The sequence below is a fragment of the Rhodovarius crocodyli genome (genome assembly GCF_004005855.1).
In the GTDB taxonomy this organism is placed as follows: domain Bacteria; phylum Pseudomonadota; class Alphaproteobacteria; order Acetobacterales; family Acetobacteraceae; genus Rhodovarius; species Rhodovarius crocodyli.
The window spans coordinates 31,872-55,828 of sequence record NZ_SACL01000009.1 but is presented as its reverse complement, the minus strand read 5'-3'; the positions used below and the strand labels follow the sequence as shown (position 1 = coordinate 55,828).

General features: G+C 69.3%; 24 protein-coding genes. 11 read left to right on the top strand and 13 right to left on the bottom strand.

Features of this window, described 5'->3' with window-relative positions:
• Positions 1-12: 12 nt before the first annotated feature.
• The 9 genes from EOD42_RS20640 to EOD42_RS20600 form a co-directional block, all read right to left on the bottom strand.
• A complete protein-coding gene (locus EOD42_RS20640) occupies positions 13-2,412 on the bottom strand; it encodes a xanthine dehydrogenase family protein molybdopterin-binding subunit (protein WP_127789480.1) in 2,400 nt (799 codons plus the stop codon).
• 6 nt (positions 2,413-2,418) lie between these two features.
• Complete coding sequence (locus EOD42_RS20635) at positions 2,419-3,360, bottom strand: ABC transporter ATP-binding protein (protein WP_127789479.1); 942 nt, start codon at positions 3,358-3,360, stop codon at positions 2,419-2,421.
• Complete coding sequence (locus EOD42_RS20630) at positions 3,357-4,349, bottom strand: ABC transporter ATP-binding protein (protein ID WP_127789478.1); 993 nt, start codon at positions 4,347-4,349, stop codon at positions 3,357-3,359. The genes EOD42_RS20635 and EOD42_RS20630 overlap by 4 nt, the downstream gene beginning before the upstream one ends.
• Positions 4,346-5,179 carry an ABC transporter permease gene (locus EOD42_RS20625; protein ID WP_127789477.1) on the bottom strand — a complete coding sequence of 278 codons (834 nt, stop codon included), beginning with the start codon at positions 5,177-5,179 and terminating at the stop codon, positions 4,346-4,348. The genes EOD42_RS20630 and EOD42_RS20625 overlap by 4 nt, the downstream gene beginning before the upstream one ends.
• A complete protein-coding gene (locus EOD42_RS20620) occupies positions 5,179-6,156 on the bottom strand; it encodes an ABC transporter permease (protein WP_127789476.1) in 978 nt (325 codons plus the stop codon). Before EOD42_RS20620 ends, EOD42_RS20625 begins: the two co-directional genes overlap by 1 nt.
• Positions 6,157-6,163: 7 nt before the next feature.
• On the bottom strand, positions 6,164-7,753 hold the full coding sequence (locus EOD42_RS20615; RefSeq protein WP_164868043.1) for an ABC transporter substrate-binding protein: 1,590 nt from the start codon (positions 7,751-7,753) through the stop codon (positions 6,164-6,166).
• A 228-nt stretch (positions 7,754-7,981) separates the two neighbouring features.
• A complete protein-coding gene (locus EOD42_RS20610; RefSeq protein WP_164868042.1) occupies positions 7,982-8,965 on the bottom strand; it encodes a Bug family tripartite tricarboxylate transporter substrate binding protein in 984 nt (327 codons plus the stop codon).
• 8 nt (positions 8,966-8,973) lie between these two features.
• Positions 8,974-9,927, bottom strand: a complete 954-nt coding sequence (locus EOD42_RS20605) for a Bug family tripartite tricarboxylate transporter substrate binding protein (RefSeq protein ID WP_127789473.1) — start codon at positions 9,925-9,927, stop codon at positions 8,974-8,976.
• A gap of 11 nt (positions 9,928-9,938) precedes the next feature.
• Positions 9,939-10,748, bottom strand: a complete 810-nt coding sequence (locus tag EOD42_RS20600; RefSeq protein WP_240655235.1) for an enoyl-CoA hydratase-related protein — start codon at positions 10,746-10,748, stop codon at positions 9,939-9,941.
• 109 nt (positions 10,749-10,857) lie between these two features.
• Between EOD42_RS20600 and EOD42_RS20595 the strand changes: the two genes are divergently transcribed.
• The 4 genes from EOD42_RS20595 (at position 10,858) to EOD42_RS20580 (ending at position 14,724) form a co-directional block, all read left to right on the top strand.
• On the top strand, positions 10,858-11,634 hold the full coding sequence (locus EOD42_RS20595; RefSeq protein ID WP_127789472.1) for an IclR family transcriptional regulator: 777 nt from the start codon (positions 10,858-10,860) through the stop codon (positions 11,632-11,634).
• Between the two features lie 97 nt (positions 11,635-11,731).
• Positions 11,732-12,943: a CaiB/BaiF CoA transferase family protein gene (locus EOD42_RS20590; RefSeq protein WP_127789471.1), complete on the top strand. Its 1,212-nt coding sequence runs from the start codon at positions 11,732-11,734 to the stop codon at positions 12,941-12,943.
• A gap of 156 nt (positions 12,944-13,099) precedes the next feature.
• The gene (locus tag EOD42_RS20585) at positions 13,100-13,843 is read left to right on the top strand and encodes an enoyl-CoA hydratase/isomerase family protein (RefSeq protein WP_127789470.1); all 744 of its coding nucleotides are present in this window, start codon (positions 13,100-13,102) and stop codon (positions 13,841-13,843) included.
• Complete coding sequence (locus EOD42_RS20580) at positions 13,840-14,724, top strand: amidohydrolase family protein (RefSeq protein WP_127789469.1); 885 nt, start codon at positions 13,840-13,842, stop codon at positions 14,722-14,724. Before EOD42_RS20585 ends, EOD42_RS20580 begins: the two co-directional genes overlap by 4 nt.
• On the opposite strand, the gene EOD42_RS20575 is transcribed toward EOD42_RS20580, so the two are convergent.
• From EOD42_RS20575 to EOD42_RS20560, 4 genes are all read right to left on the bottom strand, one after another.
• The gene (locus EOD42_RS20575) at positions 14,721-15,614 is read right to left on the bottom strand and encodes a LysR family transcriptional regulator (RefSeq protein WP_127789468.1); all 894 of its coding nucleotides are present in this window, start codon (positions 15,612-15,614) and stop codon (positions 14,721-14,723) included. The two genes, EOD42_RS20580 and EOD42_RS20575, sit on opposite strands and share 4 nt — an antisense overlap.
• 71 nt (positions 15,615-15,685) lie before the next feature.
• Entirely contained in the window at positions 15,686-17,008 is a 1,323-nt protein-coding gene (locus tag EOD42_RS20570; RefSeq protein ID WP_127789467.1) for an LLM class flavin-dependent oxidoreductase, read from the bottom strand.
• Between the two features lie 103 nt (positions 17,009-17,111).
• Positions 17,112-17,474, bottom strand: a complete 363-nt coding sequence (locus tag EOD42_RS20565; RefSeq protein ID WP_127789466.1) for an antibiotic biosynthesis monooxygenase family protein — start codon at positions 17,472-17,474, stop codon at positions 17,112-17,114.
• Between the two features lie 25 nt (positions 17,475-17,499).
• Positions 17,500-18,186, bottom strand: a complete 687-nt coding sequence (locus EOD42_RS20560; protein WP_127789465.1) for an ArsR/SmtB family transcription factor — start codon at positions 18,184-18,186, stop codon at positions 17,500-17,502.
• A 69-nt stretch (positions 18,187-18,255) separates the two neighbouring features.
• Here EOD42_RS20560 and EOD42_RS20555 point away from each other — a divergent pair, with 69 nt between their 5' ends.
• The 7 genes from EOD42_RS20555 to ppa all read left to right on the top strand — a co-directional run bounded on the left by EOD42_RS20555 (position 18,256) and on the right by ppa (position 23,890).
• Positions 18,256-19,848, top strand: coding sequence for a cisplatin damage response ATP-dependent DNA ligase (locus EOD42_RS20555; RefSeq protein ID WP_127789464.1), 1,593 nt, complete (start codon positions 18,256-18,258; stop codon positions 19,846-19,848).
• 49 nt (positions 19,849-19,897) lie between these two features.
• Positions 19,898-20,683: an HpcH/HpaI aldolase family protein gene (locus EOD42_RS20550; RefSeq protein ID WP_164868041.1), complete on the top strand. Its 786-nt coding sequence runs from the start codon at positions 19,898-19,900 to the stop codon at positions 20,681-20,683.
• An 81-nt stretch (positions 20,684-20,764) separates the two neighbouring features.
• Entirely contained in the window at positions 20,765-21,778 is a 1,014-nt protein-coding gene (locus EOD42_RS20545) for a Fe(3+) ABC transporter substrate-binding protein (protein ID WP_127789463.1), read from the top strand.
• Positions 21,775-21,954 carry a (2Fe-2S)-binding protein gene (locus EOD42_RS20540; RefSeq protein WP_127789462.1) on the top strand — a complete coding sequence of 60 codons (180 nt, stop codon included), beginning with the start codon at positions 21,775-21,777 and terminating at the stop codon, positions 21,952-21,954. Before EOD42_RS20545 ends, EOD42_RS20540 begins: the two co-directional genes overlap by 4 nt.
• Positions 21,955-22,008: 54 nt before the next feature.
• Positions 22,009-22,500, top strand: a complete 492-nt coding sequence (gene bfr / locus EOD42_RS20535; protein WP_127789461.1) for a bacterioferritin — start codon at positions 22,009-22,011, stop codon at positions 22,498-22,500.
• 101 nt (positions 22,501-22,601) lie between these two features.
• On the top strand, positions 22,602-23,276 hold the full coding sequence (locus EOD42_RS20530; protein ID WP_127789460.1) for a helix-turn-helix transcriptional regulator: 675 nt from the start codon (positions 22,602-22,604) through the stop codon (positions 23,274-23,276).
• Between the two features lie 80 nt (positions 23,277-23,356).
• Entirely contained in the window at positions 23,357-23,890 is a 534-nt protein-coding gene (gene ppa / locus EOD42_RS20525) for an inorganic diphosphatase (RefSeq protein WP_127789459.1), read from the top strand.
• The last annotated feature ends 67 nt before the right edge of the window (positions 23,891-23,957 follow it).

The window sequence follows — 23,957 nt, the reverse complement described above, 5'->3', positions numbered from 1 at the left end:
GCCCAGCGGAACCTATGCGCTGGCAGAATTGCTCCGCGCCGCCTGGATGGCCTGCCAGATCGACAGCGGCGTAGCGGGCATGGCGATGTCACGCACGCCGCATTCGGCCAGCGCATCCAGCAGCGCATTCACGATGGCGGGCGGCAGGCCGACCGAGCCCACCTCGGCACAGCCCTTGGCCTTCAGCGGGTTGTGCTCGCAGGGGGTGCCGTGGGTCAGCACGGTGTAGCTCGGCAGGTCCGAGGCACGCGGCAGCGCGTAGTCCTGGAAGCTCGCGGTCAGCATCTGGCCTGCCTGGTCGAAGCGGCAATCCTCGTACAGCGCCTGGCCCGCGCCCTGGGCCAGCCCGCCATGGATCTGCCCATGCACGATCATCGGGTTGATGATGGCGCCGAGGTCGTCCACCGCCACGATCTTCTCCAGGAACACCTCGCCCGTGTCGGGGTCCACCTCCAGCTCGCAGATGTGGCAGCCGCCGGGGAAGGTCCAGTTCTTGGGATCGTAGAAGGCGGTCTCGTCCAGGCCGGGCTCGATCTCCTCGATCGGGTAGTCGTGCGGCGTGTAGGCCGCGCGGGCGATCTGGGCGAAGGTGATGGAGCGGTCCGTGCCCGCGACGCGGAACAGGCCGGGCTCGAACACGACGTCATCCAGCGCGGCCTCCAGCCGGTGCGCCGCGATCCGCCTGCCCTTCAGGATGATCTTCTCCATCGCGGCCACGATGGCAGACCCCGCGACCACCAGGGAGCGCGAGGCTGCCGTGCCGCGCCCGAAGGGCACCTGGTCGGTATCGCCCTGCACCAGCCGCACTTTCTCGAACGGCACGCCGAGCCTGTCGGCCACGATCTGGGCGAAGGTCGTCTCATGGCCCTGGCCATGGCTGTGGGCACCGCTGAACACCGTCACGGCGCCGCTCGGGTGCACCCGCAGCTGGGCGGATTCCGAGCGACCGCCGCGCCCGCCCAGCTGCCCCACCACCTTGGAGGGCGTGCCGCCCGCGATCTCGACATAGGTGGAGACGCCGAGGCCGCGCAGCCGGCCGCGCGCGCGCGCAGCCTCGCGCCGGGCCTCGAATCCCTCCATCCCGGCGGCCTGCATCGCGAGGCGCAGCGTGGCCTCATGGTCGCCGGAATCATATTCGAGGCCGAGCGGCGTGGCGTAGGGGAACTGGTCGGCCTGGATGAAGTTGCGCCGGCGCAGCATCACGCGGTCGATGCCCGTGACCTTCGCGGCCTCATCCACCAGGCGTTCCAGCACATAGCTGGCCTCGGGCCGGCCGGCGCCGCGATAGGCATCGACGCTGACCGTGTTGGTGAAGGTGATCTTCACATTGGCCCAGATCGCGGGGGTCCGGTACACGCCCGGCAGCAGCGGCGCGTAGTAGTAGGTCGGGATGGCCGTCGCACCGCCGGTCAGATAGGCGCCGACATTGGCGAGCGTCACGACCCGCAGCCCGATGAAGATGCCGTCCTCATCCAGCGCCAGCTCCGCCTCGGTCAGATGGTCCCTGCCCTGCACATCGGTCAGGAAGGCCTCCGTGCGGTCGCTGATCCAGCGGATGGCGCGGCCGATGCGCCGCGCGGCCCAGGTCAGCGTCGTCTCCTCCGGGTAGAGGAAAATCTTGGTGCCGAAGCCGCCGCCCACATCGGGGGAGATGACGCGCAGGTCGGTCTCGGGAATGTCCAGGATGCCGCACAGCGTGCCGCGCACCGTGTGCGGGTTCTGGCTGGTGGTCCACAGCGTCATGGTGCCCATGGCGGTATCGGGCACGGCCACCGCGGCGCGCGGCTCCATGGGGGCGGGCACCAGGCGGTTGTTCACCAGTTCCAGCCGCACGCGATGGGCGGCACGGGCGAAGGCCGCCTCCACCGCCGCCGCATCGCCGGTTTCCCAGTCGCAGCACAGGTTGCCCGGCAGATGGTCCCACACGCGCGGGGCCTCGGGCGAAAGGGCCGTGGCCAGGTCGCTCGCGGCGTCCAGCACCTCGTACTCCACCAGGATGGCCTCGGCGGCATCGCGGGCCTCGGCCTTCGTTCCGGCGAGGACGACGGCCACCGGCTCACCCACATGGCGCGCCTTGTCGACCGCCAGCGGATAATGCGGCGGCTCCGCATTCGCGTTGCCGTGGCGGTCGCGCACCACCCAGCCGCAGGGCAGGCTGCCGACCTTGTCGGCGCGCTGGTCGGCACCCGTCAGGATGGCCACCACCCCCGGCATGGCGCGCGCGGCCGTGGTGTCGATGGCCAGGATGCGTGCATGCGCATGCGGCGAGCGCAGGAAGGCGGCCTCCAGCGCATCGGGCACGACGAGGTCGGCCACATAGCGCCCCTGGCCGCGCAGCAGGCGCTGGTCCTCTCGACGGCGGACGGACCGGCCGACGCTGGTGGAGCCGAAATGTTCAGTGCTGTCGGGCATGGTTGCTCAATCGGCCAGGTGGCAGGCGGCGGCGTGGCCGTCGGCCAGCTCGCGCATCGCCGGCACCTCGGTGCGGCAACGCTCGACGGCCAGGGGGCAGCGCGGGTGGAAACGGCAGCCGGCGGGCGGGTTCAACGGGCTCGGCGGCTCGCCGGTCAGGGACTGGCGTTGCGCCTTGCCGCCGCCCCGCCCCGGCAGGGCGGAGAACAGCACGCGGGTATAGGGGTGCCTGGGGCCGGCCAGCAGCGACGCCTTGGTCCCGATCTCCACGATCCGGCCCAGATACATCACCGCGATCCGGTCCGAGAGATACCCCACCACCGCCAGGTCATGGGAGATGAACAGGTAGGACAGCCCGTATTCCCGCTGCAGGGAACGCAGCAGGTTCACGATCTGCGCCTGGATCGAGACATCGAGCGCCGAGACCGCCTCGTCGCAGATGACGAGCTTCGGGCGCAGCGCGATGGCGCGCGCGATGCTGATGCGCTGGCGCTGGCCGCCGCTGAACTCATGCGGATAGCGGTCCACATCGGCGGCGCGCAGGCCCACGCGCTCCAGCAGGGCGGCGGCGGTGGCGCGGCGTTCCGCGCGTGTGCCCACGCCATGCACCCGCAGCGGGTCCTGCAATATCGTGCCCACCGTGCTGCGCGGGTTCAGGGAGCCGAAAGGGTCCTGGAACACCATCTGCATCTCGCGCCGGTGCGGGCGCCAGGCGCGGCGGCCGAGCCCCACCAGCTCCGCGCCGCCGAAGGTGATGGAACCCGCCTGCGCGGGGTCCAGCCCGTTCAGCGCCCGGCCCAGCGTGGACTTGCCGCAGCCGCTTTCGCCCACCAGCCCCAGCACCTCGCCGGGGGCGATCTCGAAATCCACCCCGTCCACCGCATGCACGGTGCCCGAGGATGTGTGGTGGCGCTTCACCAACCCGCGCACGCTCAGCAGCGCGTTCATGCCGGAAGCCTTTCGCGGCGGGCGACATGGCAGGCGACGAGGCGACCGGCCTCCAGCGCCTCCAGCCCGGGCCGCGCCTCGGTGCAGGCGGGTTCCGCCCGGGCACAGCGGGGCGCGAAGGCGCAGCCCGGCGGCATGGCCCACAGCTGCGGCACCACCCCCGTGATCTCGGTCAGCGGCGCGTCGGATGCCTGCCAGGGGTCTGGCCGGCAGGCCAGCAGGGCCGCGGTGTAGGGATGCGCGGGGTCGGTCAGCACCTGCTGGGCGGGCCCTTCCTCCACCTTGCGGCCGGCATAGACGACGGCCACGCGCTGCGCGTGCTCCGCCACCAGCCCCAGGTCATGGGTGATGAGCACGACGCCCATGCCCAGCTCCTCCTTCAGGCGGTCGATCAGGTCCAGCACCTGGGCCTGCACCGTCACATCCAGCGCGGTGGTGGGTTCGTCCGCCAGCAGCAGCGAGGGCCGGCAGGCCAGGGCCATGGCGATGACCACGCGCTGGCGCATGCCGCCCGAGAGCTGGTGCGGAAACTCGTCGATGCGGCGCTCCGGCGCCGGAATGCCCACCAGCCGCAGCAGATCGAGCGTGCGGGCACGGGCCTCGGCACGGCTCACCCCTGCCTCGTGCAGTGTGATGGATTCCGCGATCTGCGCGCCCACCGGCATCAGCGGATTGAGGCTGGTCGAGGGTTCCTGGAACACCATCGCCATGTCGCGCCCGCGCACCTCGCGCATCGCGGGCTCGTCGAGCGCCATGACATCCTGCCCGCCGACCTCGACCCGGCCGGCGGCCACCCGGCCCGGCGCGTCGATCAGCCGCATGATGGAATAGGCGAAGGCGCTCTTGCCCGAGCCGCTCTCGCCCACCACCGCCACCGTCTCTCCGGCATGCACCACCAGGTCCATGTCGGCCACTGCCGCGATCACGCCGCGCGGGGTGCGGAATTCGGTGCGCAGCCCGGTGACGCGCAACACTTCGGGGGCGCTCATGAACGGCCTCCGGCACGGGGGTTCAGCGCCTCGTTCAAGCCATCGCCCACCAGGTTGATGGACAGCACCGTCAGCAGGATGGCGATGCCCGGGATGCCGCACATCCACCAGGCGGTGCGGATGGCCGCGCGCCCGGCGCCGATCATCAGGCCCCAGCTCATGACATTCGGGTCGCCCAGGCCCAGGAAGGACAGGCCGCCCTCGAACAGGATGGCGGTGGCGACCATGACCGAGGCCGCGACCAGGATGGCGGGCAGCGCGTTGGGCAGGATCTGGCGCACCAGCACCTCGATATCGCCCATGCCGGTGGCGATGGCGGACTGCACGTAGTCGCGGCTGCGCAGCCCCGCGACCTCCGCCCGCACCAGCCGTGCGAGAGGCGCCCAGGAGACGGTGACGATCGCGATCAGCAGCGCCTCCAGCGAGGGCTCCATGATGGCCACCAGCACGATGGCGAACAGGAAGGAGGGGATGGTCTGGAACAGCTCCGTGAAGCGCATCAGCGCGGTGTCGACGCGCCCGCCGACATAGCCCGCGATGCCGCCCACGATCAGGCCGATGGCGGTCACCACCAGCGCCGCCAGGGTGCCGATGAGCAGCGACACCCGCGCGCCATGCACGATGCCCGCCGCAAGGTCGCGCCCCAGCGTGTCGGTGCCCAGCAGGAAGCCGTCCGTCATGGGCGGCAGATAGGGCCGGCCCACCATCTCGAACGGGTCCTCGGGGAACAGGATGTCGGCGCCTGCCGCCAGCCCGATGACCGCCAGCAGCAGCACCGCACCCGCCACCGCCGCGGGCTGGCGCAGGAAGCGCCTGAGGGCCGGCGGCATCAGGACAGCGCCACGCGCGGATCGATGATCGAATGCACGAGATCCACCAGAAGATTGGCCAGCACCACCACCACCGAACTCAGGGTGAGGATGCCGAGCAGCAGGTTCAGGTCACGGGCGAACAGCGCCTCGAAGGCGAGCTGGCCCAGGCCGGGCCAGCCGAACACGGCCTCCACCACCACGGAGCCGCCCAGCGCGCCGCCCACCTGCACCCCCGCCATGGTGACGATGGGCAGCACGGCGTTGCGCAGCACATGCCGCAGCACGAGGCGCCTGGGCGCCACACCCTTGGCCCGCGCGGTGGTGACGTAGTTCATGCGCAGGTTCTCAAGCACCGAGGCCCGCATCAGCCGGGTGTAGAGCGCCATGTAGAACAGGGAGAGCGTGACCGCCGGCAGCACCAGGTGATGCGCCACATCCAGCCAATGCCCGAGGCCAGCCCCCGGCCCGCCCGCCGTGACCATGCCGCTGGTCGGCACCCAGCCCAACTGGATGGCGAACACCACGATGAACATCAGCCCCAGCCAGAAGATGGGCGAGGCATAGGCCAGCACGGTAACGAGCAGGATAAGCGCCGCCTCGATCCGGTTGCGCCGCATGGCCGCGATCAGCCCCAGCAGCGTGCCGAGCCCCACCGAGATGAGGATGGAGGAACCCGCCAGCAGCAGGGTCGCGGCCATCCGCCCCATGATGAGCGACAGGTTGCTTTCCTGGTATCGGAAGGAATAGCCGAAATCGAGCGTGGCCACGTTCCAGACATAGCGCAGGTACTGCACCAGCAGGGGCTGATCCAGGCCGAACTGGGCGCGCAGCTGCGCCATGTATTCGGGTGTCGCGGCGCCCGCCTCACCCGCCATCACGCTGGCCGGGTCGCCCGGGGCCAGGTGCAGCAGGAAGAAGTTGAAGGTCACGATCAGGAAGATGGTCGGCAGGCCCTGCAAGGCCCGCCGCCCGAGAAAACGGCCGCGTCCGCCCATCCGGCGTTCAGCCTTCCAGCTTGGTTTCGTACAGACCGCCGCGCACGCCGAGTGCCGTGGTGATCAGGTTCTTCACGCGCTTGTTCTGCAGCGCGACCAGCTCCATCTCCATGATCCAGATGATGGGGCTGTCCTCCACCAGCTTGCGCTGGATGGCCTGGAATATCTGCCCGCGCTTGGCGGGGTCGGTCTCGGTCGCGGCCTCGGCCCAGAGGCGGTCGTTCTCCGGGTCGGAATAGCGGGCCACGTTGTTGAACGGGATGCCCTGGCGGATGTTGCTGGTCACATACTGGCGCTGCACGCCGAGCGTGGGGTCGCCCATGCCGACATACCAGCCCGAGGTCATGTCGAAGTCGTACTCGCCATAGACCCGGCGCACATAGGTCGCCTGGTCCACCGTGCGCAGGTTCAGCCGCACGCCGATGCGGTTGTAGGCCTGGCGCATGTACTCACCCATGCGGCGGTAATCGTCGCCATAGGGGCCGACATCCTGCGTGATCTCGAAGCGGATGCCGCCGGCACCCCGGCGCAGCCCCGCCTGGTCCAGCAGCGCATTGGCGCGCGCCACGCGGTCCGGCACGTCATAGCGCAGCACATCGTCGGTATAGAGGCCCGAGGGCGCGTAGACCGAGGAGATCGGCCCCACCGCCGGCTTGCCGAAGCCGTACCAGATGTTGTCCACGATGAACTTGCGGTCGATGGCATAGGCCAGCGCCTGGCGCACGCGCTTGTCGTCCAGCGGCGCCTTGCGGGTGTTCAGCTCCAGCAGCATCACCGGCGCCAGCGCCTCATAGCCGCCGCGCGCGATCTCGATGCTGGGCAGCCCCGCGAGGCGGCGCATCTCGGCCGGGTTGATGGTGCCGAAGAAGGCGACATCCACCTCCCCGCTCTCCAGCGCGGCCGCGCGCGTCGCGGGGTCATTGATGAAACGGAAGATCAGCCGGTCCAGGTGGGGCCGGCCCGGACGCCAGTAGTTCGGGTTCTTCTCCAGCACGATGGAGGAACCGCGGTTCCACTCGGCGAACCTGAACGGGCCGGTGCCGACAGGCCGGTTGTTCGCCGGGTTGTTGCGGATATCCGTGCCTTCATACAGGTGCTTGGCGACGATCGGGCATTCCATGCTGGAAAGCCCCTTCATCATCGGCGGATAGGGGTGGGCCAGGCGCAGGATGGCGGTGTGCGCGTCCGGCGTGTCCACCGCCTCCAGCGGGCCGAGGTTGCCCGGGCCGCGCGGGTGGAACTTCTTGATGACCTCGAGCAGGGAGAAGGCGACGTCGGCACTGGTGAAGGGCTGGCCGTCATGCCAGGTCACGCCCTGGCGCAGCTTGAAGGTGACGGACTTGCCGTCGGCCGAGACCTCCCAGCTTTCCGCCAGCGACGGGATGGGCTGCATGCCCATGTCGTATTCCAGCAGCCCGTCATAGATCTTGGTGCCGAGCTCGGCGACCGAGGGGGCCGAGTTGATGGCGTTGGTCAGCACCGTGGGCTCGGGCGTCGTGACGACGACCAGCGTGTTGCCCCGCCCCTGCTGCGCGCGCACCGCGGCCGGCGCGACAAGGCCCGAGGCGAGACCGCCGATGGCCGGAACCGATCCCATCAACTGACGACGAAACATGCGCGTGCCCCTTCCGGCCGGGCGCAATGCAGCTGCCTTCCGCCCCGATGCGGAAGGCCTCGCACCGGCCTCTGGGCAAACTGTTGACCAAATGGTCACAAACGGCAAGCAGGATTCTGACAGCCCGCGCACAAGCCTGGGCTGTGCATGATGGCTTTCATGCACAGCTTTCATCGGGAATGGAAAAAGGGGGCGGCGCGCGGCCGCGAATTACTCGGGCCGAAGGCCGGCCCGCGCGGCGATGGCGTTCGCCCGCTCACGGTCCGCACGCAGGAAGGCGGCACAGCCGCCCGGCGTGCGCAGCGTGGCATCGGCGGTCTCCCCGCCCATCTCCTCGATCTTGGCCTTCATGGCCGGCAGGTCCAGCACCGCGGACAATTCCCGCGCAAGCCGCCCGACCACCTCGGCCGGCGTGCCGGTGGGTGCGACCAGCGCGAGGTAGGTGAAGATCTCGTAGTCATCGAGGCCGGACTCGGCCAGCGTCGGAACGGCGGGCAACAGCGGCGAGCGTTCCTTGGTGGTCACGGCCAGGATGCGCGCCTGCCCCTCCCGCAGCAGCGGGATGGCGGTGGTCAGCTGGTCGAAGTAGACCGGCAGCCGCCCGCCCAGCAGGTCCGTGATGGCGGGGGCGGAGCCGCGATAGGGCACATGCGTCAGCCGGGTGCCGGCCTTCGCGTTGAACATCTCGAGCGCGATGTGGTTCGAGGAACCGGTTCCCGCGGATCCCGCCGTCAGTTCGCCCGGATGCGCGCGGTCATAGGCGATCAGCTCCTGCACATTGCGGATGGGCAGCTGGGCCGAGACGACCACGCACATGGCCACGCGGGAGATCATGCCGATCGGCAGCAGCTCGGTCGCCGGGTCATAGGGCATGCGCGCCATGACCAGGGAATTGAGCGCGAGCGGCCCGTTGGGTGCGACCAGCAGCGTGTAGCCGTCGGGCCGCGCCTTCGCGACGGCGGCCGCCCCCAGATTGCCGGCCGCGCCGCTGCGGTTTTCCACCACCGCCTGCTGGCCGAGCCGATCCGACAGGTGCTGGCACAGCAGACGCCCCACGATGTCGGCATTGCCACCCGGGGCATAGGGGACCACCACACGGATCGCGCGCTCGGGCCATTCGGCGGCACGGGCGGGCGCGGCCACAGGGGCGGCGAGCGCGAGGAAAGGCAGGGACAGGGCATGGCGGCGATGCATGGTGATCCTCACTCCGGTTCGATGCCGGCCATCGCCACATAGCGGGCGAAGCGTTCGCGGAGGTCGCGCACATAGGTCGCGCATTCCTCCAGGTTCCAGCGGCCGATGGTGTGGCCGAATTCCTCCAGCCTTTCCCGCATGGGGCTGGAGTTCAGCGCGCCGACGCACAGCTCGTTCAACCGCTGCATCACGGGCGCGGGTGTTCCCTTGGGCACCGCGATGCCCAGCAGCCCGGGCAGCGCGACATCGGGGTAGAACTCCGCGACCGAGGGAAGGTCCGGGTGCTTGTCCCAGCGCTGGGCGCGGGTGATGGCCAGCGCGCGCACCTGGTTGTTGCGCAGATAGCTGTCGGCGGCTGAAGTCTCCTGCACCACCAGGTCGATGCGGCCGGCCAGCAGATCCGTCATGGCCGTGCCCACGGCACGGTACGGCACGCCCAGCAGCTGGATGTCGGCCACCTTGTTCAGGATCTCGGCCGGCAGGCGGGAGGCGGTGTTGAAATAGCCGAAGCTGTAGCCGCCGGGCCGCGCCTTGGCGGCCGTGACCAGCTCCGGAATGCTGCGCCAGGGCGTTTCGGGCCGCACCAGGAAGTAGCTGCCGGCGGAGCCGAACATGCCCACCACGTCGAAATCCGCGCCCGGGTCATAGGGCAGGTTGCGCATCAGGCTGGGGTTGGCCGCATGGGTGCTGGTCGTGCAGAGCAGCAGGCTGTAGCCATCGGCGGGCGCGGTCTTGATCGCCATGGTGCCGATCACGCCATTGGCGCCGGGCCGGTTCTCCACCGCGCAGGGCTGCCCGGTCTGGGCCTCGATATACTGCGCGCAGAGGCGGGCCGAGATGTCGCCCGACCCGCCCGGGCCGAAGGGCACGATGATGCGCAGGGGGCGGTTGGGGAAAGGCTGCTGCGCCAAAGCCGGCGTGGCCAGGGGTGCCAGCATCAGGGCGCGTCTGGTGGCTTTCATGTCGCTCTTCCTCAACGGCCGGTGAAGCGCGGGGCGCGCTTCTCGACGAAATGGGCGACGCCTTCCTTGTAGTCCTCGGTGCCGCGGCACAGCAGCGCCTCGTCCTCCGACAGGCGCGTGGCTTCCGCCAGGCCGGAAGTGATGGCGGCGTTCAGCTGGCGCTTGATGACGCGCTGGGAGCGCGGCGAGCACAGCGCCGCGAGTTCCGCCGCGCGGGCCTGGATCTGGGCGTGGAAATCCTCGGCGGGCAGCACGCGCACGAGACCCATCCGCTCCGCCTCCTCGGCCAGCACGGTGCGGCCCGAGAGCAGGATGTCGGCGGCGTTCATCGGCCCGATCAGGCGCGGCAGCATCCAGGCGCTGCCGTGTTCCGCGATCAGCCCGCGCCGCGCGAAGGAGGTCGTCATCTTGGCACCCGCGGCCATGTAGCGCAGGTCACAGAACAGGGTCAGGCACAGGCCCACCCCCGCCACCGCGCCGTTGATGCCCGCGATCACGGGCTTGGGCACGGCCATGATGTAGCTGTAGCGCTGTTCGAGGTCGCCCTTGATCTCGCGCTCGACCACCTCGGGCCGGGCGTTGGCCGATTTGGTCAGGCGGCTCATGTCCGCCCCGGCGCAGAAGCCGCGCCCGGCACCGGTCAGCACGATGACGCGCACCTCCGGGTCGTCGGAAGCCCGCGCCAGCATCTCGCGCAGTTCCTGCTCCATCGTGGTGGTCCACGCGTTCATCCGGTCCGGCCGGTTGAAGGTGATGGTGCAGACGTGGTCCTGAACGGCGAACAGCATGTCGCCTGACGCCATGACAGCGTTGTCGCCCATGGGGCGTTTTCCTTGCAGCGTTTCCTCGGCCGCCAGGGTTACACCCGGCCTGGAGGCTGCATAGATATTTCTTGCATGTAGAATCTTTTTCACATGTATGAACACACCCATGAGCACAGAGACCATCAAGACAGCCCGCCGCGTGTTCGAGGTGCTGGAGTATTTCGACGCGGTGGAACGCCCCCTGACCCTGAAGGAGATCGCGGGGAAATTCGGCTATCCGCCTTCCTCCGGCGCCGCGGTGCTGAAGAGCATGGTTCAGCTCGGCTACCTCGACTACGACCGCTACACACGCACCTACATGCCGACCATGCGCGTGCACGGGCTCGGCGGATGGGTCAAGAATTCGATGTTCGGCTCCAATATCATGGCCTTCGTCGACTATGTCGTCGCCAATACCGGAGAGACGGTCAGCGTCGGCACCCAAAGCGACCTGTACCTGCAATACATCCACACCGTGCCTTCTCCGCGTGCGGTCGGCGTCAACATCAGGCCGGGCAGCATCCGGCCATTGGCACGCTCCGGCCTGGGCTGGCTGATCCTGAGCGCGCGCAGCGACGAGGACATCGCGGAACTTGTGCGGCGCATCAATTCAGAGGCCACGACAGCCGCGGAAAGGGCCGAGCTGGCCAGCCTGATGGCCATCATCGGCAAGATCCGTGAGGCCGGATACGTCATTTCGCAGCACACGGTGCGCGAGGGCGCGGGCGTCATCGGCATCCTGATCCCGGAGCGGAGGCATGGCCGGCTGCTCGCCATCGGCGTCAGCGGCCCGGTCACGCGGCTGACCGAGAACAAGGACGCCATCGTGCAGATGCTGCGCCATGGCCTGGAGAAATTCTTCCCGCATGAGATGGGAGAGGTGCATCTGAACGAGCTCTATTAATTCATGGATGTGAAAAACATATCTCATCCATGAAAGATGCTGGCGCGTCTCCGGCCCCTGTCGCATCCTGCCCGCAAGAACAGGACGACCAGGGACGATGGAAACGCGCAGGAACCGACCGCTGGACGGCGTGACGGTCATTGATTTCGGCCAGGTCTATCAGGGCCCCTACGCCACCTATCTGATGGCCATGGCCGGTGCGACGGTCATCAAGATCGAGCCGCTGGGCGGCGAGCCGGTGCGCCAGCGCCGCGTCATCAGCCCCGTCGCCGCCGCGCCCTTCGCCATGCTGAACGGGCACAAGAAGTGCATCGCGCTCGACATCAAGTCCGAGGCCGGCAAGGAAATCGTGCGCGGCCTGGTGAAGAACGCCGATGTGCTGCTGGAGAATTTCGCGCCCGGCGTGATGGACAAGCTGGGCATCGGCTATGAGGCGCTGCGCCAGATCAACCCGCGCCTCGTCTACGCCTCCGGCTCAGGCTACGGCCTGTCGGGCCCGGACCGCGACAATCTGGCCATGGACGTGACGGTCCAGGCGGCCTCGGGGCTGATGAGCGTCACGGGCTTCCCCGACGGCCCGCCGGTCAAGGCCGGCCCCGCCCTGGTGGATTTCCTCAGCGGCATCCACCTGTATGCCGGCGTGATGACGGTGCTGTATGAGCGCCAGTTCACCGGTGTCGGCCGCCTCGTCGAGGTCTCGATGCAGGAGACGGTATTCCCCGCCTTCGCCTCCAACCTCTCCTTCCTCTACGAGAACAACCAGGTGCCGCCGCGCACCGGCAACCGCCATGGCGGATTGGCCACGGCGCCCTACAACGTCTACCCCACCAGGGACGGCTACATCTCGATCATCGCGATCAAGGAAGGCCACTGGAACAAGCTGCTGGACGCCATGGGCCGGCAGGATCTGCTGACCAACCCGGACTTCAACAGCAAGGCCGCGCGCGTCCGCAACCTGGAACAGACCGACCAGCTGATCACCGACTGGTCCAGCAAGCTCGGCCGCGACGAGGCGATGGAAATCCTGCGGAAGCACAAGGTGCCCTCCGCCCCGGTGCGGGATCTGGTGGAGGTCGCCAACGACCCGCACATGCATGAGCGCGGCATCCTGGAATGGATCGACCACCCGGAATTCGGCCGCGTCGTCGTCTCCAACAACCCCATCATCTTTCACGGCGCGGAGCGCGCGCGGGCGGTGCCCTCGGCGGATCTGGGCGCGCATACGGGCGAGGTGCTGGCCGGCATGCTGGGGATGTCCGAGGACGAGATCGAGGCGCTCGACAAGCAGGGCGTGATCGGGAGGGCGTGAGGCTCAGGGGCTTTGCCCCGAACTTACAAGGTCGAACGCCAATCATTGGTTTCCAAAGGCCTTTCGGCCTTTGGCGGGTGTCCGGAGGGCAGAGCCCTCTGGTCGGGGGTGTCGGGGGCGAGGCCCCTGACCCGCACTTCCTAGGGAAACGTCACAATGGACATCGAAATCTCCCGCGAGGGCATGGTCGGCATCATCGAGATCAACCGTCCGCCGCTGAACTTCTTCGACTACGACCTGATCCGCGACATCGCGGACACGCTGGAGGAATTCGACCGCGACGCCGGCCTGCGCGCGGTGGTGCTGGGCGCCAAGGGCAAGGCCTTCTGCGCCGGCGCCAACTTCTCCAACGGCCCTTCGCGCGGCCCCAGCATCTATGACCACGGCCTGCGCATCTTCGCGGCCGGCAAGCCCATCGTGGCCGCGGTGCATGGGGCGGCCATCGGTGGCGGACTGGGCGTGGCGATGGCCGCCGATTTCCGCGTGACCTGCGCCGAGGCGCGCTTCTCGGCCAATTTCGCCCGCATCGGCTACCACCCGGGCTTCGGCCTGACCGAGACCCTGCCCGATGCGGTGGGCAAGGCGAATGCGCAGCTGATGTTCTACACCGGCCGCCGCTTCACCGGCGAGGAAGCGGTCGCCATGGGCCTCGCGCAGAAGCTGGTGCCGCAGGAGGAAGTGCGCAGCGCCGCCATCGCGCTCGCCGCCGAGATCGCGGAATGCGCGCCGCTGGGCCTTGCCGCCACCCGCGCCACCATGCGCCGCGGCCTGACGGAGCGCGTGCACAAGGCGATGGACCATGAGCGCGCCGAACAGCTGAAGCTGCGCGACACCGAGGATTTCCGCGAAGGCGTGAAGGCCAGCGCCGAGCGCCGCCCCGGCAATTTCGTCGGCCGATGACCCGCCCCTGCGCCGGCCCGCAGCCCCTGCGTCCCTCGGCCTTCAAGCCGCCGCCGGGCGCCACGGACTGCCACGCCCACACTTTCGGCCCCTATGATCGCTTCCCGCTGGCGGCGGATCGCAGCTACACCCCGCCGCCCGCGACGAGGCAGGATTTCATCGCGCATCTGGACTGCCTGGGCCTGTCGCGCGGGGTGGTGGTCACGGCCTCGGTGCTGGGCACGGACAACAGCTCGCTGGTCGATGCGCTGGAGGCCTATCCCGACCGGCTGCGCGGCGTGGCGGTGCTGGGGCCGGATACCACGGATGCCGAGATCGACCGCCTGCACGCGGCCGGCGTGCGTGGCATCCGCCTCAACCTGACCGGCCATGGCGGCGGCGCCGCCTATGCGAACGGAACGGGGCTCGAGACGCTGCGCGCGCTCGGCCATCGCATCGCCGAGCGCGGCTGGCATCTGCAGGCCTGGCTCAGCGCGCTGAGCCTGGAGGCGCTGGCGCCGGAGCTGGAGGCCACGCCGCTCGACATCGTGGTGGATCATATGGGGCGGCTGCCGGCGGGCACGCCGCTGGATCATCCGGCCTTCCGTCTGCTGTGCGACAAGCTGCGCGGCGGGCGATACTGGTGCAAGCTCTCGGGTGCGGACCGGCTGACCACGGGCGGTGAGCTGCGCGGCGCGGATGCCATGGCCAAGGCCCTGATCGCCGCGAACCCGGACCGCGTGGTCTGGGGCACGGACTGGCCGCATGTGGGCTACCACGACGGGGCCGAGACGCCCTCCGACGCCGCGCTGACCGACCTGTTGACGGGCTGGCTGCCGGACGACGCGCTGCGCCGGCGCGTGCTGGTGGACAATCCGGCCCGGCTCTACGGCTTCGATTAGCCCCGCACCAGGCGCGGCAGCTCCGCGATCAGCAGGTCCGCCAGCGCCCTGACACGCGCGGGCATGTGGCGCGTGGCGGGCCACACCACGAAGATCGGCGGGCCCTCCGCGCGCCATTCCGGCAGCACCCGGCGCAGCCCCTGTTTCGCGGCACCGTATTTGGGTGCCAGGCCGATGCCCTGCCCCGCCTGCATCAATGCCATGGAGCCCAGCAGGTCATCCGCGCGGTGGTGCACCGTGACAGGCAGGCTGAGGGCCACCCCCTCCCGCGTCTCGGATTCCAGCTGCCAGAAGCCGCGGTCGCGCTCGAACAGGCTGCCCACCAGCCTGTGGCCTTCCAGCTCCTCCAGCGCCTGCGGCACGCCCTGGCGCGCCAGATAGGCATCGGAGGCATAGAGCGCGATCGGCGCCACCCCGATCTTGCGCGCCACCAGCTCCTGCCCGCCGGGCCTGCCGCCGCGCACCGCCAGGTCGATATTGGCGGCCGGCAGGTCGTAGTTCTCGCTGCCCAGCAGGCATTCGACCGCCACCTCCGGGTGGCTCTCGCTGAAACGCGCCAGCAGCGGCACCACCAGCTCGTTGAAGATGATCGGGCTGCTGGTCAGCCGGATACTGCCCGAGAGCTGGCCGCGCCGCGCCGACACGCCCGTCTCCATCTCATCCAGCCCGTCCAGCAGGCCCACGATCTGGCCATACAGCGCCTGCCCGGCCTCGGTCACCGTGATGCCGCGCTTGCCCCGGCGCAGCAGCGCCACGCCCAGCCGCGCCTCCAGATTGGCCAGCGTGCGGGAGACGGCGGGCTGGCTGACATGCAGCAGCTCCGCCGCGCGGGTGACGTTGGAGGTCTCCACCGTGCGGCGGAACACCAGGAATTCGTGGAAGCGGTCCATGCGGCTCGCGAAGGCTGATGATCGTCCTTCGGCTGTAACGGAGCGCTTCCACGCCGGTCAACCGCCTCGATTCACGCGAAGAAGCGGTTCTCCGGCCTGGGCAGGCCCAGGTGCTCACGCAGCGTCGTGCCCTCATACTCGCGCCGGAACAGGCCGCGCGCCTGCAGCTCCGGCACGACCCGCCCGCAGAACTCATCCAGCCCGTCGGGCACGTTCGGGAACATGATGTTGAAGCCGTCGCAGGCCCGGCTCTCCAGCCAATCCTGCATCTCGTCGGCGATGGTGGCGGGGGTGCCGACAAAGGCGTTGCCGGCATAGCCGCCCAGGCGCTGGGCCAGCTGGCGCACCGTCAGCCCCTCGCGCTCCGCCAGGCGGATCGCGCGCTCGCGCCCGCTCTTGCTGTTCTCGGTCTCGGGGATCTCGGGCAGCGGCGCGTCGGGGTCGAAGGCACGGGCATCCACCCCCAGCACGCTGCTGAGGGAGCCGATCGCGCTCTCATAATGCACCAGGCTGTCCAGCTTCGCGCGCTTGGCGCGGGCTTCCCCCAGCGTGTCGCCCACCACCACCAGGGCGCCGGGCAGGATCTTGATGTGGTCCGGGTTGCGGCCAAGGGCCGCCGCCCTGCCCTTCACATCGGCATAGAAGGCGCGGCTGTCCTCGATGCGGCCGCCGGCGGCGAAGATCATCTCCGCCGTCTCCGCGCCCAGCTGCCGCCCGGCCTCCGAGGCCCCCGCCTGCACGATCACGGGCCAGCCCTGCACGGGGCGCGCCACGTTCAGCGGCCCGCGCACCGAAAGCTCCTCGCCCTGGTGGTCCAGCACATGCATGCGCGCGGGGTCCCAGAAGATCCCGCTCTCCTGGTCGCGGATGAAGGCGTCGTCGGCGAAGCTGTCCCACAGGCCGGTCACGACATCGTAGAACTCCTTCGCGCGCTTGTAGCGCTCGCCATGGGCCATATGGGCGTCATGGCCGAAGTTCAGCGCGGCGTCGGGGTTGGCGGTCGTCACCAGGTTCCAGCCCGCGCGCCCGCCCGAGATATGGTCCAGCGAGGCGAATTTCCGGGCGACGTGATAGGCATCGTTATAGGTGGTGGACGCCGTGGCGATCAGCCCGATGCGCTCCGTCACGGCGGCCAGGGCGGGCAGCAGCGTCAGCGGGTCGAAGCTCGTGACGGTATGGCTGCGGCGCAGGGCCTCGATGGGCATGTTCAGCAGCGCCAGGTGGTCGGCCATGAAGAAGGCGTCGAACTTCGCAGCCTCCAGCCGCTGCACCAGGGTCTTCAGGCGCGGGAAGTTGAAGTTGGCGTCGGCCCAGGCGCCCGGCCAGCGCCAGGAACCGGTGTGGATCGTGACCGGGCGCATGAAGGCACCCAGATGCATGTGGCGTTGTGCCATGAGGATGGCCCCCGTGCGATGACTTGGCGTTCCACATGGTCACGATACCGCAGCGCGAAAGGGTGGTTTCGCACATTCATTCAGAATGTTCCGTGGAATATGGTCAAGCTGGATGAGGCCCGCTCACATGCGCGGCCCGGCTGTCGGGCGGCGCCTCGGCGCGGTCATCCATGCCGTAGTCCCGCAGCACCTGCGCCACCCGCAGCCTGTAGCCCGCGAAGATGCCGCCGCGCCCGGCCTCCTGCGCGATGCGATGGGCCTGGCGGTTGCGCCATTCCTGCACCGCCGCCTCGTCGCGGAAGAAGGAGAGGGAGAGGTATTTGCCGGGCGTCGTCAGGCTGCTGAACCGCTCGACGGTGATGAAGCCGTCGATGGTCGCCAGTTCCTCCCGCAGGGAGGCCGCGATGGCGAAATAATCCTTCTCGCGCCCGGGCGCGGGTTGGACCTCGAAGATGATGGCGATCACGGTTCTTCCTCCCAGTCGGGCGGGATCATGCCCAATCCAGGCCGAAGGCGTCACGCATCCTGCGCGCGCCCTCGGGCGTCGCGGCCACGGCGCGGGTGCCGGGAATGCGGCGCAGCCAGCCCTGGTCCAGGCAGTGCCGGCACAGCGCGGCCCCCAGCCTGCCCGCCAGATGCGGGCGGCGCTCGCTCCAGTCCAGGCAGGGGCGGCACATCAGGCGCCCGCCGCCCGCGGGCTGAATGCCCAGGGCGGCCAGATGCGCGGCCCCGGCCTCCGTCAGCCGGCCCGCGTCATGGTCCAGTTCCAGATGCCCGCGCGCCACCAGCGCATCGGCCAGCGCCACGCCCATGCGCCCGGCCAGATGGTCGTAGCAGGTGCGGGCCCGGCGCATCTGGTCGTCACGCGGGCCGGTGCGCGGACCGGTGCGCACCGGGCGCGGCCCGGCGGCCAGCGCCATCAGGGATTCCAGCAGCTGCGCCACCTCCGCCCCGGCCAGCCGGTGATAGCGGTGCCGCCCCTGGCGCTCCATGGCCAGCAGCCCGGCCTCGGTCAGCCGGGCCAGATGGGCGCTGGCGGTCTGGGGCGTGATGCCGGCGGCGGCGGCCAGCTCACCCGCCGTCAGCGCACGGCCGTCCATCAGCGCCTGCATCATCGCGGCGCGGGCGGGTTCACCCAACAGGGCTGCGATCTCGGCGAGGCGGGCGGTGGTGGCCATGGCAGCCAATCTAGCACGGCCGCGCCGCGCATACTTCGCCGCGGGCCGAAGCGTCCCTATCTTGATGGCATGAGTGTTCCCGCCTTCGCCGAGCTGCTGGAGCGTCTGGCCTTCACCCCCTCCCGCCTCGGCAAGCTGGCCTTGCTGCGGCAATGGTTCGCGACCGCGCCCGACCCTGACCGGGGCATCGGCCTGGCGGCGCTGGCAGGCGAGCTGAAGCTGCGCGCCGCCAAGCCCGCCCTGGTGCGGGACCTGGCGATGGCTCGCACCGACCCCGCGCTGTTCGCCCTCAGCTACGACTATGTGGGCGACCTGGCGGAGACCATCGCGCTGATCTGGCCGGTGCCGCCGGGCGTGAACATGCCGCCCCCCGACCTGGCCGAGGTGGTGGAGGCGCTGGAGAGCACGCCCAAGGACGAGCTGCCGCAGCTGATAGCGGGCTGGCTGGACACGCTCGAAGCCAGCGCGCGCCTCGCGCTGATCAAGCTGATCACGGGCGGCCTGCGGGTCGGTGCCTCGGCGCGGCTCGCCCGCGTGGCGCTGGCGGAATGGTCCGGCCAGCCGGTGGAGGAGATCGAGGAGATCTGGCACGGCGTGGCACCGCCCTATCTGCCGATCTTCCGCTGGCTGGAGGAAAAGGCCCCCCGCCCCGACCCGGGCGCCACCCCGGTGTTCCGCCCGCTGATGCTGGCCCACCCGCTGGAAGACGAGGCGCTGTCTGCTCTCAATCCCGGCGATTGGGCAGCCGAATGGAAATGGGACGGCATCCGCGTGCAGCTGGTGGCAGGCCCCGGCGGTGCCCGGCTGTGGTCGCGCGGCGGCGAGGATGCCTCGGCCAGCTTCCCCGAGATCCTGGCCGCCATGGACTTCCACGCCGTGCTGGATGGTGAGCTGCTGGTCATGCGCGATGGCCAGGTGGCGCCTTTCTCCGACCTGCAGCAGCGGCTGAACCGCAAGGCGCCGGGCCCCAGGATGCAGCGGGACTATCCGGCCTTCGTGCGCCTCTATGACCTGCTGTTCGATGGCACGGAAGATCTGCGCGCCCTGCCCTTCACCGAGCGCCGCGCCCGGCTGGAAGCCTGGGTGGCGCGCGAGCAGCCCGCCCGCATGGACCTCTCGCCCCTGATCCCCTTCACCGCCTGGGAGGAGCTGGCCGAGATGCGCGCGGGGGCGCGCGCGGCCAGCATGGAGGGGCTGATGCTGAAGCGCCTCGACAGCCCCTATACGGCCGGGCGCATCAAGGGGCCGTGGTGGAAGTGGAAGCGCGGCACCCAGAATGTGGATGCGGTGCTGATGTATGCCCAGCGCGGCCACGGCAAGCGCAGCTCCTTCTATTCCGACTACACCTTCGGCCTGTGGCGGGACGGGCCGGACGGCGCGCCGGAGCTGGTGCCGATCGGCAAGGCCTATTCCGGCTACACGGACCAGGAGCTGCTGTTCCTGGACAAATGGATCCGCGACCACACCACCAACCGCTTCGGCCCGGTGCGGGAGGTGGAGCGCGGCCTGGTGCTGGAGGTGGAGTTCGATGCCGCCCAGAAATCGGGGCGCCACAAATCGGGCGTCGCGCTGCGCTTTCCGCGCATCGCGCGCATCCGCCGCGACAAGCCCGCCGAGGAGGCCGATCGGCTGGAAACCCTGCTGGCGATGATCCCGGGCTGACTTGCCCCTGGGCGCTGCTGCGGCAAGACTGCGGGCAGGAGGAACCACCATGCCCATCACCCCCAATCGCGCGCTGGCCAATATCCGCGCGGGCAAGCTCGCCCTCGGCTTCGGCGTGCACCACCTGCGCGGCCCCTCGGCCGGCATGATCGCGGCCGCCAACGGCTTCGACTGGCTGTTCATCGACATGGAGCACGGCGCCATGTCGGTCGATGACGCTTCGAACATCGCCATCGCCGCGCTCGGCCAGGGTGTCGCGCCCATCGTGCGCTGCTGCAAGGACGCGCTGTTCGAGGGCACGCGCGCGCTGGACAACGGCGCCCTCGGCGTCGTGGTGCCGCATATCGACACCGCCGAGGAAGCGCGTGAGATCGTGAAGGCCTTCCGCTTTCCGCCCGTGGGCATGCGCAGCTGGGGCGGCCCGCCCTTCCTGTACGGGCTGAAGGCGCCCGACGTCGCGGCCGCCCAGAAGGAAGTGAATGAGACGGTCCTGATCGCCGCCATGATCGAGACCCCCGAGGCGGTGGAGAACGCCGAGGAGATCGCGGCCGTGCCGGGGCTCGATGTGCTGATGTTCGGCACCTCCGACCTCACGGCCACCATGGGCATCCCTGGCCAGATCGGCCACCCGGATGTGCAGGCGGCCTATGCCCGCGTGGGGGCCGCCTGCCACAAGCACGGCAAGGTGCTGGGCATGGGCGGCGTCTATGACGAGACCTGGGCGCCGAAATACATCGCTCTCGGCGCGCGGTTCATCCTGTCGGGGAACGACCATTCCTTCCTGATGACGGGTGCCGGCATGCGGGCGAAGTATCTGGCTTCATTGCAACCGTGACATTCGGATGCGAGGCATTCGCAACCCACTTGCGAATGCCTCGCACTCCCGCTACATGGCGGTCTCCACCGGGGAACCGCCATGCTGCGCCGACAGATTCTCGCTCTGCCCACGCTGCTCGCAACACCTGCCATCGCGCAGGAACGCACGATCAACCTGTATTCCGCCCGCCACTACGACAGCGACAAGGCGTTGTGGGAGGCGTTCACCCGCCAGACCAACATCCGCGTCCGCGTGGTCGAGGCCAATATCGACCAGCTGATGGAGCGCCTGCGCGCCGAGGGCGCCAACAGCCCCGCCGATGTGCTCGTCACGGTCGACATCGCCCGGCTGGTCCGCGCGACCGAGCTCGGCATCTTCGAGCCGATCCGCAACGCGACACTCGAAAGCCGCATCCCCGCGCATCTGCGCGACCCTGACGGCCACTGGTTCGGCTTCACCACCCGCGCCCGGGTGCTGATGTACGACAAGGCGCGCGGCCTGCCCGCGGGCCTGGCGCGCTACGAGGACATGGCGAAGCCCGAATTCGCCAACATGATCTGCGCGCGCAGCTCCAACCACGTCTACAACGTGAACCTCGCGGCCTCGATCATCGCGGCCGACGGTGTCGCCGCCACCGAGAACTGGGCCAAGGGCGTTGCCGCCAACCTGGCCCGCCCGCCCGCCGGCGGCGACCGCGACCAGATCCGCGCCGTTCTGGCCGGCCAGGGCCGCATCGCCGTCTCCAACTCCTACTATCTGGGGCTGATGGCGATCTCCGAACGCGCCGAGGACCGTGATCTGGCCGCGCGCACCGGCGTGCTGTTCCCCAACCAGGGCGATCGCGGCACGCATGTGAACGTGTCGGGCGCGGGTCTGGTCAAGACCGCCCCCAACAAGGAAGCCGCCCGCGCCTTCCTGGAATTCCTCTCGACCCCCGAGGCCCAGGGCCAGTTCGCCATGGGCAACATGGAGTTCCCGGCCGTGACCGGCGCGCCGGTGCACCCGTTCCTCGCGGGGCTCGGCAGCTTCAAGCAGGACCCGGTGGACCCGCGTGCGCTGGCAAGCCAAGTGCCCGAGGCCCTGCGCCTGATGCAGAGGGCCGGCTGGCGATGATCGTCTGCTCCTGCAACGCGCTGAGCGAGGCGGCGATCCGCGCCGCCCTGGCCGCCGGGGCCGCGCGCCCCGGAGAGGTCTACACGCAATGCGGCTGCTCCGCCCAATGCGGCTGCTGCACGCAAACCATTCTCAACATCATTCGCAGTCCTGAGCAGGAAAAACCGCGCGCTTGACTTGAGAGCGCGCAATAGCCCATGACATCGCGCACAGAGACAGGAGCGCGAGCGATGAAGGGCGACCCCAAGGTCATCGAACATCTCAATACTCAACTCACGAATGAGTTGACGGCCATCAATCAATATTTCCTTCACGCCCGCATGTTGGATGACTGGGGCGTGACGAAGCTGGCCAAGCATGAGTACAGCGAATCCATCGAAGAGATGAAGCACGCTGACGACCTCATCAAGCGCATCCTCTTCCTCGGCGGCCTGCCCAATGTGCAGCGCCTGAACCACATCCTGATCGGCCAGAGCGTCCAGGAAGTGCTGGAATGCGACCAGAAGATCGAAGAGAAGGCGATCGCTGATCTTCGTGAGGGCATCGCCTATTGCGAGCAGGTGCGTGATTTCGTCAGCCGCGACTTGCTGTTCCGCATCCTGTCGGATGAGGAAGGCCATTCCGACTTCCTGGATACCCAGTTCGACCTGATCCGTCAGATCGGCCTGCCCAAGTACATCACGCTGAACAGCGACGCGGCCGGCGAAGGCGGTGCCGATTAACGCGAAAAAACGCCCCGTCTAACGGGGCGTTTAACGCTCGCCTGACAAGGCACTGACGCTCGGTGCGGCAAAACCTCCTCATCAGCCGAGGAGAAACCACCATGCCGAGCGAATCGCCCCACATCACCGCCCCCGCCGAGCTGGGGATGCTGCTGTCGCGCCGACCGATGCCGGTGCCCCCCGCAGCCGAGCCCAACGCCGAGATGGCCATGCTGGCCGCGGCGCTGGATGGCCAGAGCCTCGCCATCGCCCTGCATGGGCCGGATGGCTCCGCCCGCTTCCTGAACCGCGCCATGCACCGCCTGCTGCGCGTCGACCCCTCCGCCTTCACGCCGCATGGCAGCTTCGGCATCGTGCCGGCCGAGCCCACGCAGCGCAGCCGCTATGCCACCTCTCTGCTGGCCGCCGCCCATGGCCGCCCGGCCGAGATGCCGCTGATGCGCGGCGAGGGCCCGCCGCCCTATATGGTGTGCTTCCAGCCGATGGAGGGCATCGGCGCGATGGTCACCATCCTCGACCCCTCCCGCCGGCGCCTGCCGAGCCAGGCCTTCCTGCGTGAGGCCTTCGGCTTCACGGCCGCCGAGGCGGCGCTGGCGCTCGACCTGGCCGATGGCCTCGCGGCCGCCGACTGTGCCTCCCTGCGCGGCGTTTCGGTGCACACCGTGCGCTCCCAGCTGCGCGCCCTGTTCGCCAAGACCGGCCTGTGCCGGCAGGCGGAGCTCGTCTCCCTCATCCTGACCATGGGCGTCCAGCAGGGCGGCCCCCAGAAGGATTGATGCGGATTCAGGCGGGTGCGGATTGAATCCGCGCCCGCTTCGTGGTTAAGCCCGGCAAACCCAAGCCCAGGGAGCCTGGCATGAACATCGACGCGATCCCCACCGGCAAGAAGGCCCCGGACGACGTGAATGTCGTCATCGAGGTCTCGATCGGCGGGGAGCCGATCAAGTATGAGATGGACAAGGACGCGGGTGTCCTGTTCGTCGACCGCTTCCTGCACACGCCCATGCGCTACCCGGGCAACTACGGCTTCGTGCCGCACACGCTGTCCGAGGACGGCGACCCGATCGACGTGCTGGTGGCCAACAGCCGCCCGATCATGCCGGGCGCGGTCATCAACTGCCGCCCGATCGGCGTGCTGAAGATGGAGGACGACGGCGGCGAGGACGAGAAGATCATCGCCGTGCCGTCCGACAAGCTGACCAAGAAGTACCTGAACGTGAAGACGCTGACGGACCTGCCGGAAGCGACCGTCGCGCAGATCAAGCACTTCTTCGAGCACTACAAGGACCTTGAGCCCGGCAAGTGGGTGAAGGTGAAGGGCTGGGGCGACGTGAACGAGGCCAAGGCCCTGATCACCGCCGCCATCGAGCGCGCCAAGGCCGCGAAGTAAGGCGCTGCCCCCTTTCACGAGGGGGCATCACCGCATAGCCTTCCGGGGAGAAATCCCCGGGAGACGA

Excerpts from the sequence above, each read along its gene's own strand:
- EOD42_RS20640 (WP_127789480.1), bottom strand. The coding sequence starts at position 2,412 with ATGCCCGACAGCACTGAACATTTCGGCTCCACCAGCGTCGGCCGGTCC.
- EOD42_RS20635 (WP_127789479.1), bottom strand. The coding sequence starts at position 3,360 with ATGAACGCGCTGCTGAGCGTGCGCGGGTTGGTGAAGCGCCACCACACA.
- EOD42_RS20630 (WP_127789478.1), bottom strand. The coding sequence starts at position 4,349 with ATGAGCGCCCCCGAAGTGTTGCGCGTCACCGGGCTGCGCACCGAATTC.
- EOD42_RS20625 (WP_127789477.1), bottom strand. The coding sequence starts at position 5,179 with ATGCCGCCGGCCCTCAGGCGCTTCCTGCGCCAGCCCGCGGCGGTGGCG.
- EOD42_RS20620 (WP_127789476.1), bottom strand. The coding sequence starts at position 6,156 with ATGGGCGGACGCGGCCGTTTTCTCGGGCGGCGGGCCTTGCAGGGCCTG.
- EOD42_RS20615 (WP_164868043.1), bottom strand. The coding sequence starts at position 7,753 with ATGGGATCGGTTCCGGCCATCGGCGGTCTCGCCTCGGGCCTTGTCGCG.
- EOD42_RS20610 (WP_164868042.1), bottom strand. The coding sequence starts at position 8,965 with ATGCATCGCCGCCATGCCCTGTCCCTGCCTTTCCTCGCGCTCGCCGCC.
- EOD42_RS20605 (WP_127789473.1), bottom strand. The coding sequence starts at position 9,927 with ATGAAAGCCACCAGACGCGCCCTGATGCTGGCACCCCTGGCCACGCCG.
- EOD42_RS20600 (WP_240655235.1), bottom strand. The coding sequence starts at position 10,748 with ATGGGCGACAACGCTGTCATGGCGTCAGGCGACATGCTGTTCGCCGTT.
- EOD42_RS20595 (WP_127789472.1), top strand. The coding sequence starts at position 10,858 with ATGAGCACAGAGACCATCAAGACAGCCCGCCGCGTGTTCGAGGTGCTG.
- EOD42_RS20590 (WP_127789471.1), top strand. The coding sequence starts at position 11,732 with ATGGAAACGCGCAGGAACCGACCGCTGGACGGCGTGACGGTCATTGAT.
- EOD42_RS20585 (WP_127789470.1), top strand. The coding sequence starts at position 13,100 with ATGGACATCGAAATCTCCCGCGAGGGCATGGTCGGCATCATCGAGATC.
- EOD42_RS20580 (WP_127789469.1), top strand. The coding sequence starts at position 13,840 with ATGACCCGCCCCTGCGCCGGCCCGCAGCCCCTGCGTCCCTCGGCCTTC.
- EOD42_RS20575 (WP_127789468.1), bottom strand. The coding sequence starts at position 15,614 with ATGGACCGCTTCCACGAATTCCTGGTGTTCCGCCGCACGGTGGAGACC.
- EOD42_RS20570 (WP_127789467.1), bottom strand. The coding sequence starts at position 17,008 with ATGGCACAACGCCACATGCATCTGGGTGCCTTCATGCGCCCGGTCACG.
- EOD42_RS20560 (WP_127789465.1), bottom strand. The coding sequence starts at position 18,186 with ATGGCCACCACCGCCCGCCTCGCCGAGATCGCAGCCCTGTTGGGTGAA.
- EOD42_RS20555 (WP_127789464.1), top strand. The coding sequence starts at position 18,256 with ATGAGTGTTCCCGCCTTCGCCGAGCTGCTGGAGCGTCTGGCCTTCACC.
- EOD42_RS20550 (WP_164868041.1), top strand. The coding sequence starts at position 19,898 with ATGCCCATCACCCCCAATCGCGCGCTGGCCAATATCCGCGCGGGCAAG.
- EOD42_RS20545 (WP_127789463.1), top strand. The coding sequence starts at position 20,765 with ATGCTGCGCCGACAGATTCTCGCTCTGCCCACGCTGCTCGCAACACCT.
- EOD42_RS20540 (WP_127789462.1), top strand. The coding sequence starts at position 21,775 with ATGATCGTCTGCTCCTGCAACGCGCTGAGCGAGGCGGCGATCCGCGCC.
- bfr (WP_127789461.1), top strand. The coding sequence starts at position 22,009 with ATGAAGGGCGACCCCAAGGTCATCGAACATCTCAATACTCAACTCACG.
- EOD42_RS20530 (WP_127789460.1), top strand. The coding sequence starts at position 22,602 with ATGCCGAGCGAATCGCCCCACATCACCGCCCCCGCCGAGCTGGGGATG.
- ppa (WP_127789459.1), top strand. The coding sequence starts at position 23,357 with ATGAACATCGACGCGATCCCCACCGGCAAGAAGGCCCCGGACGACGTG.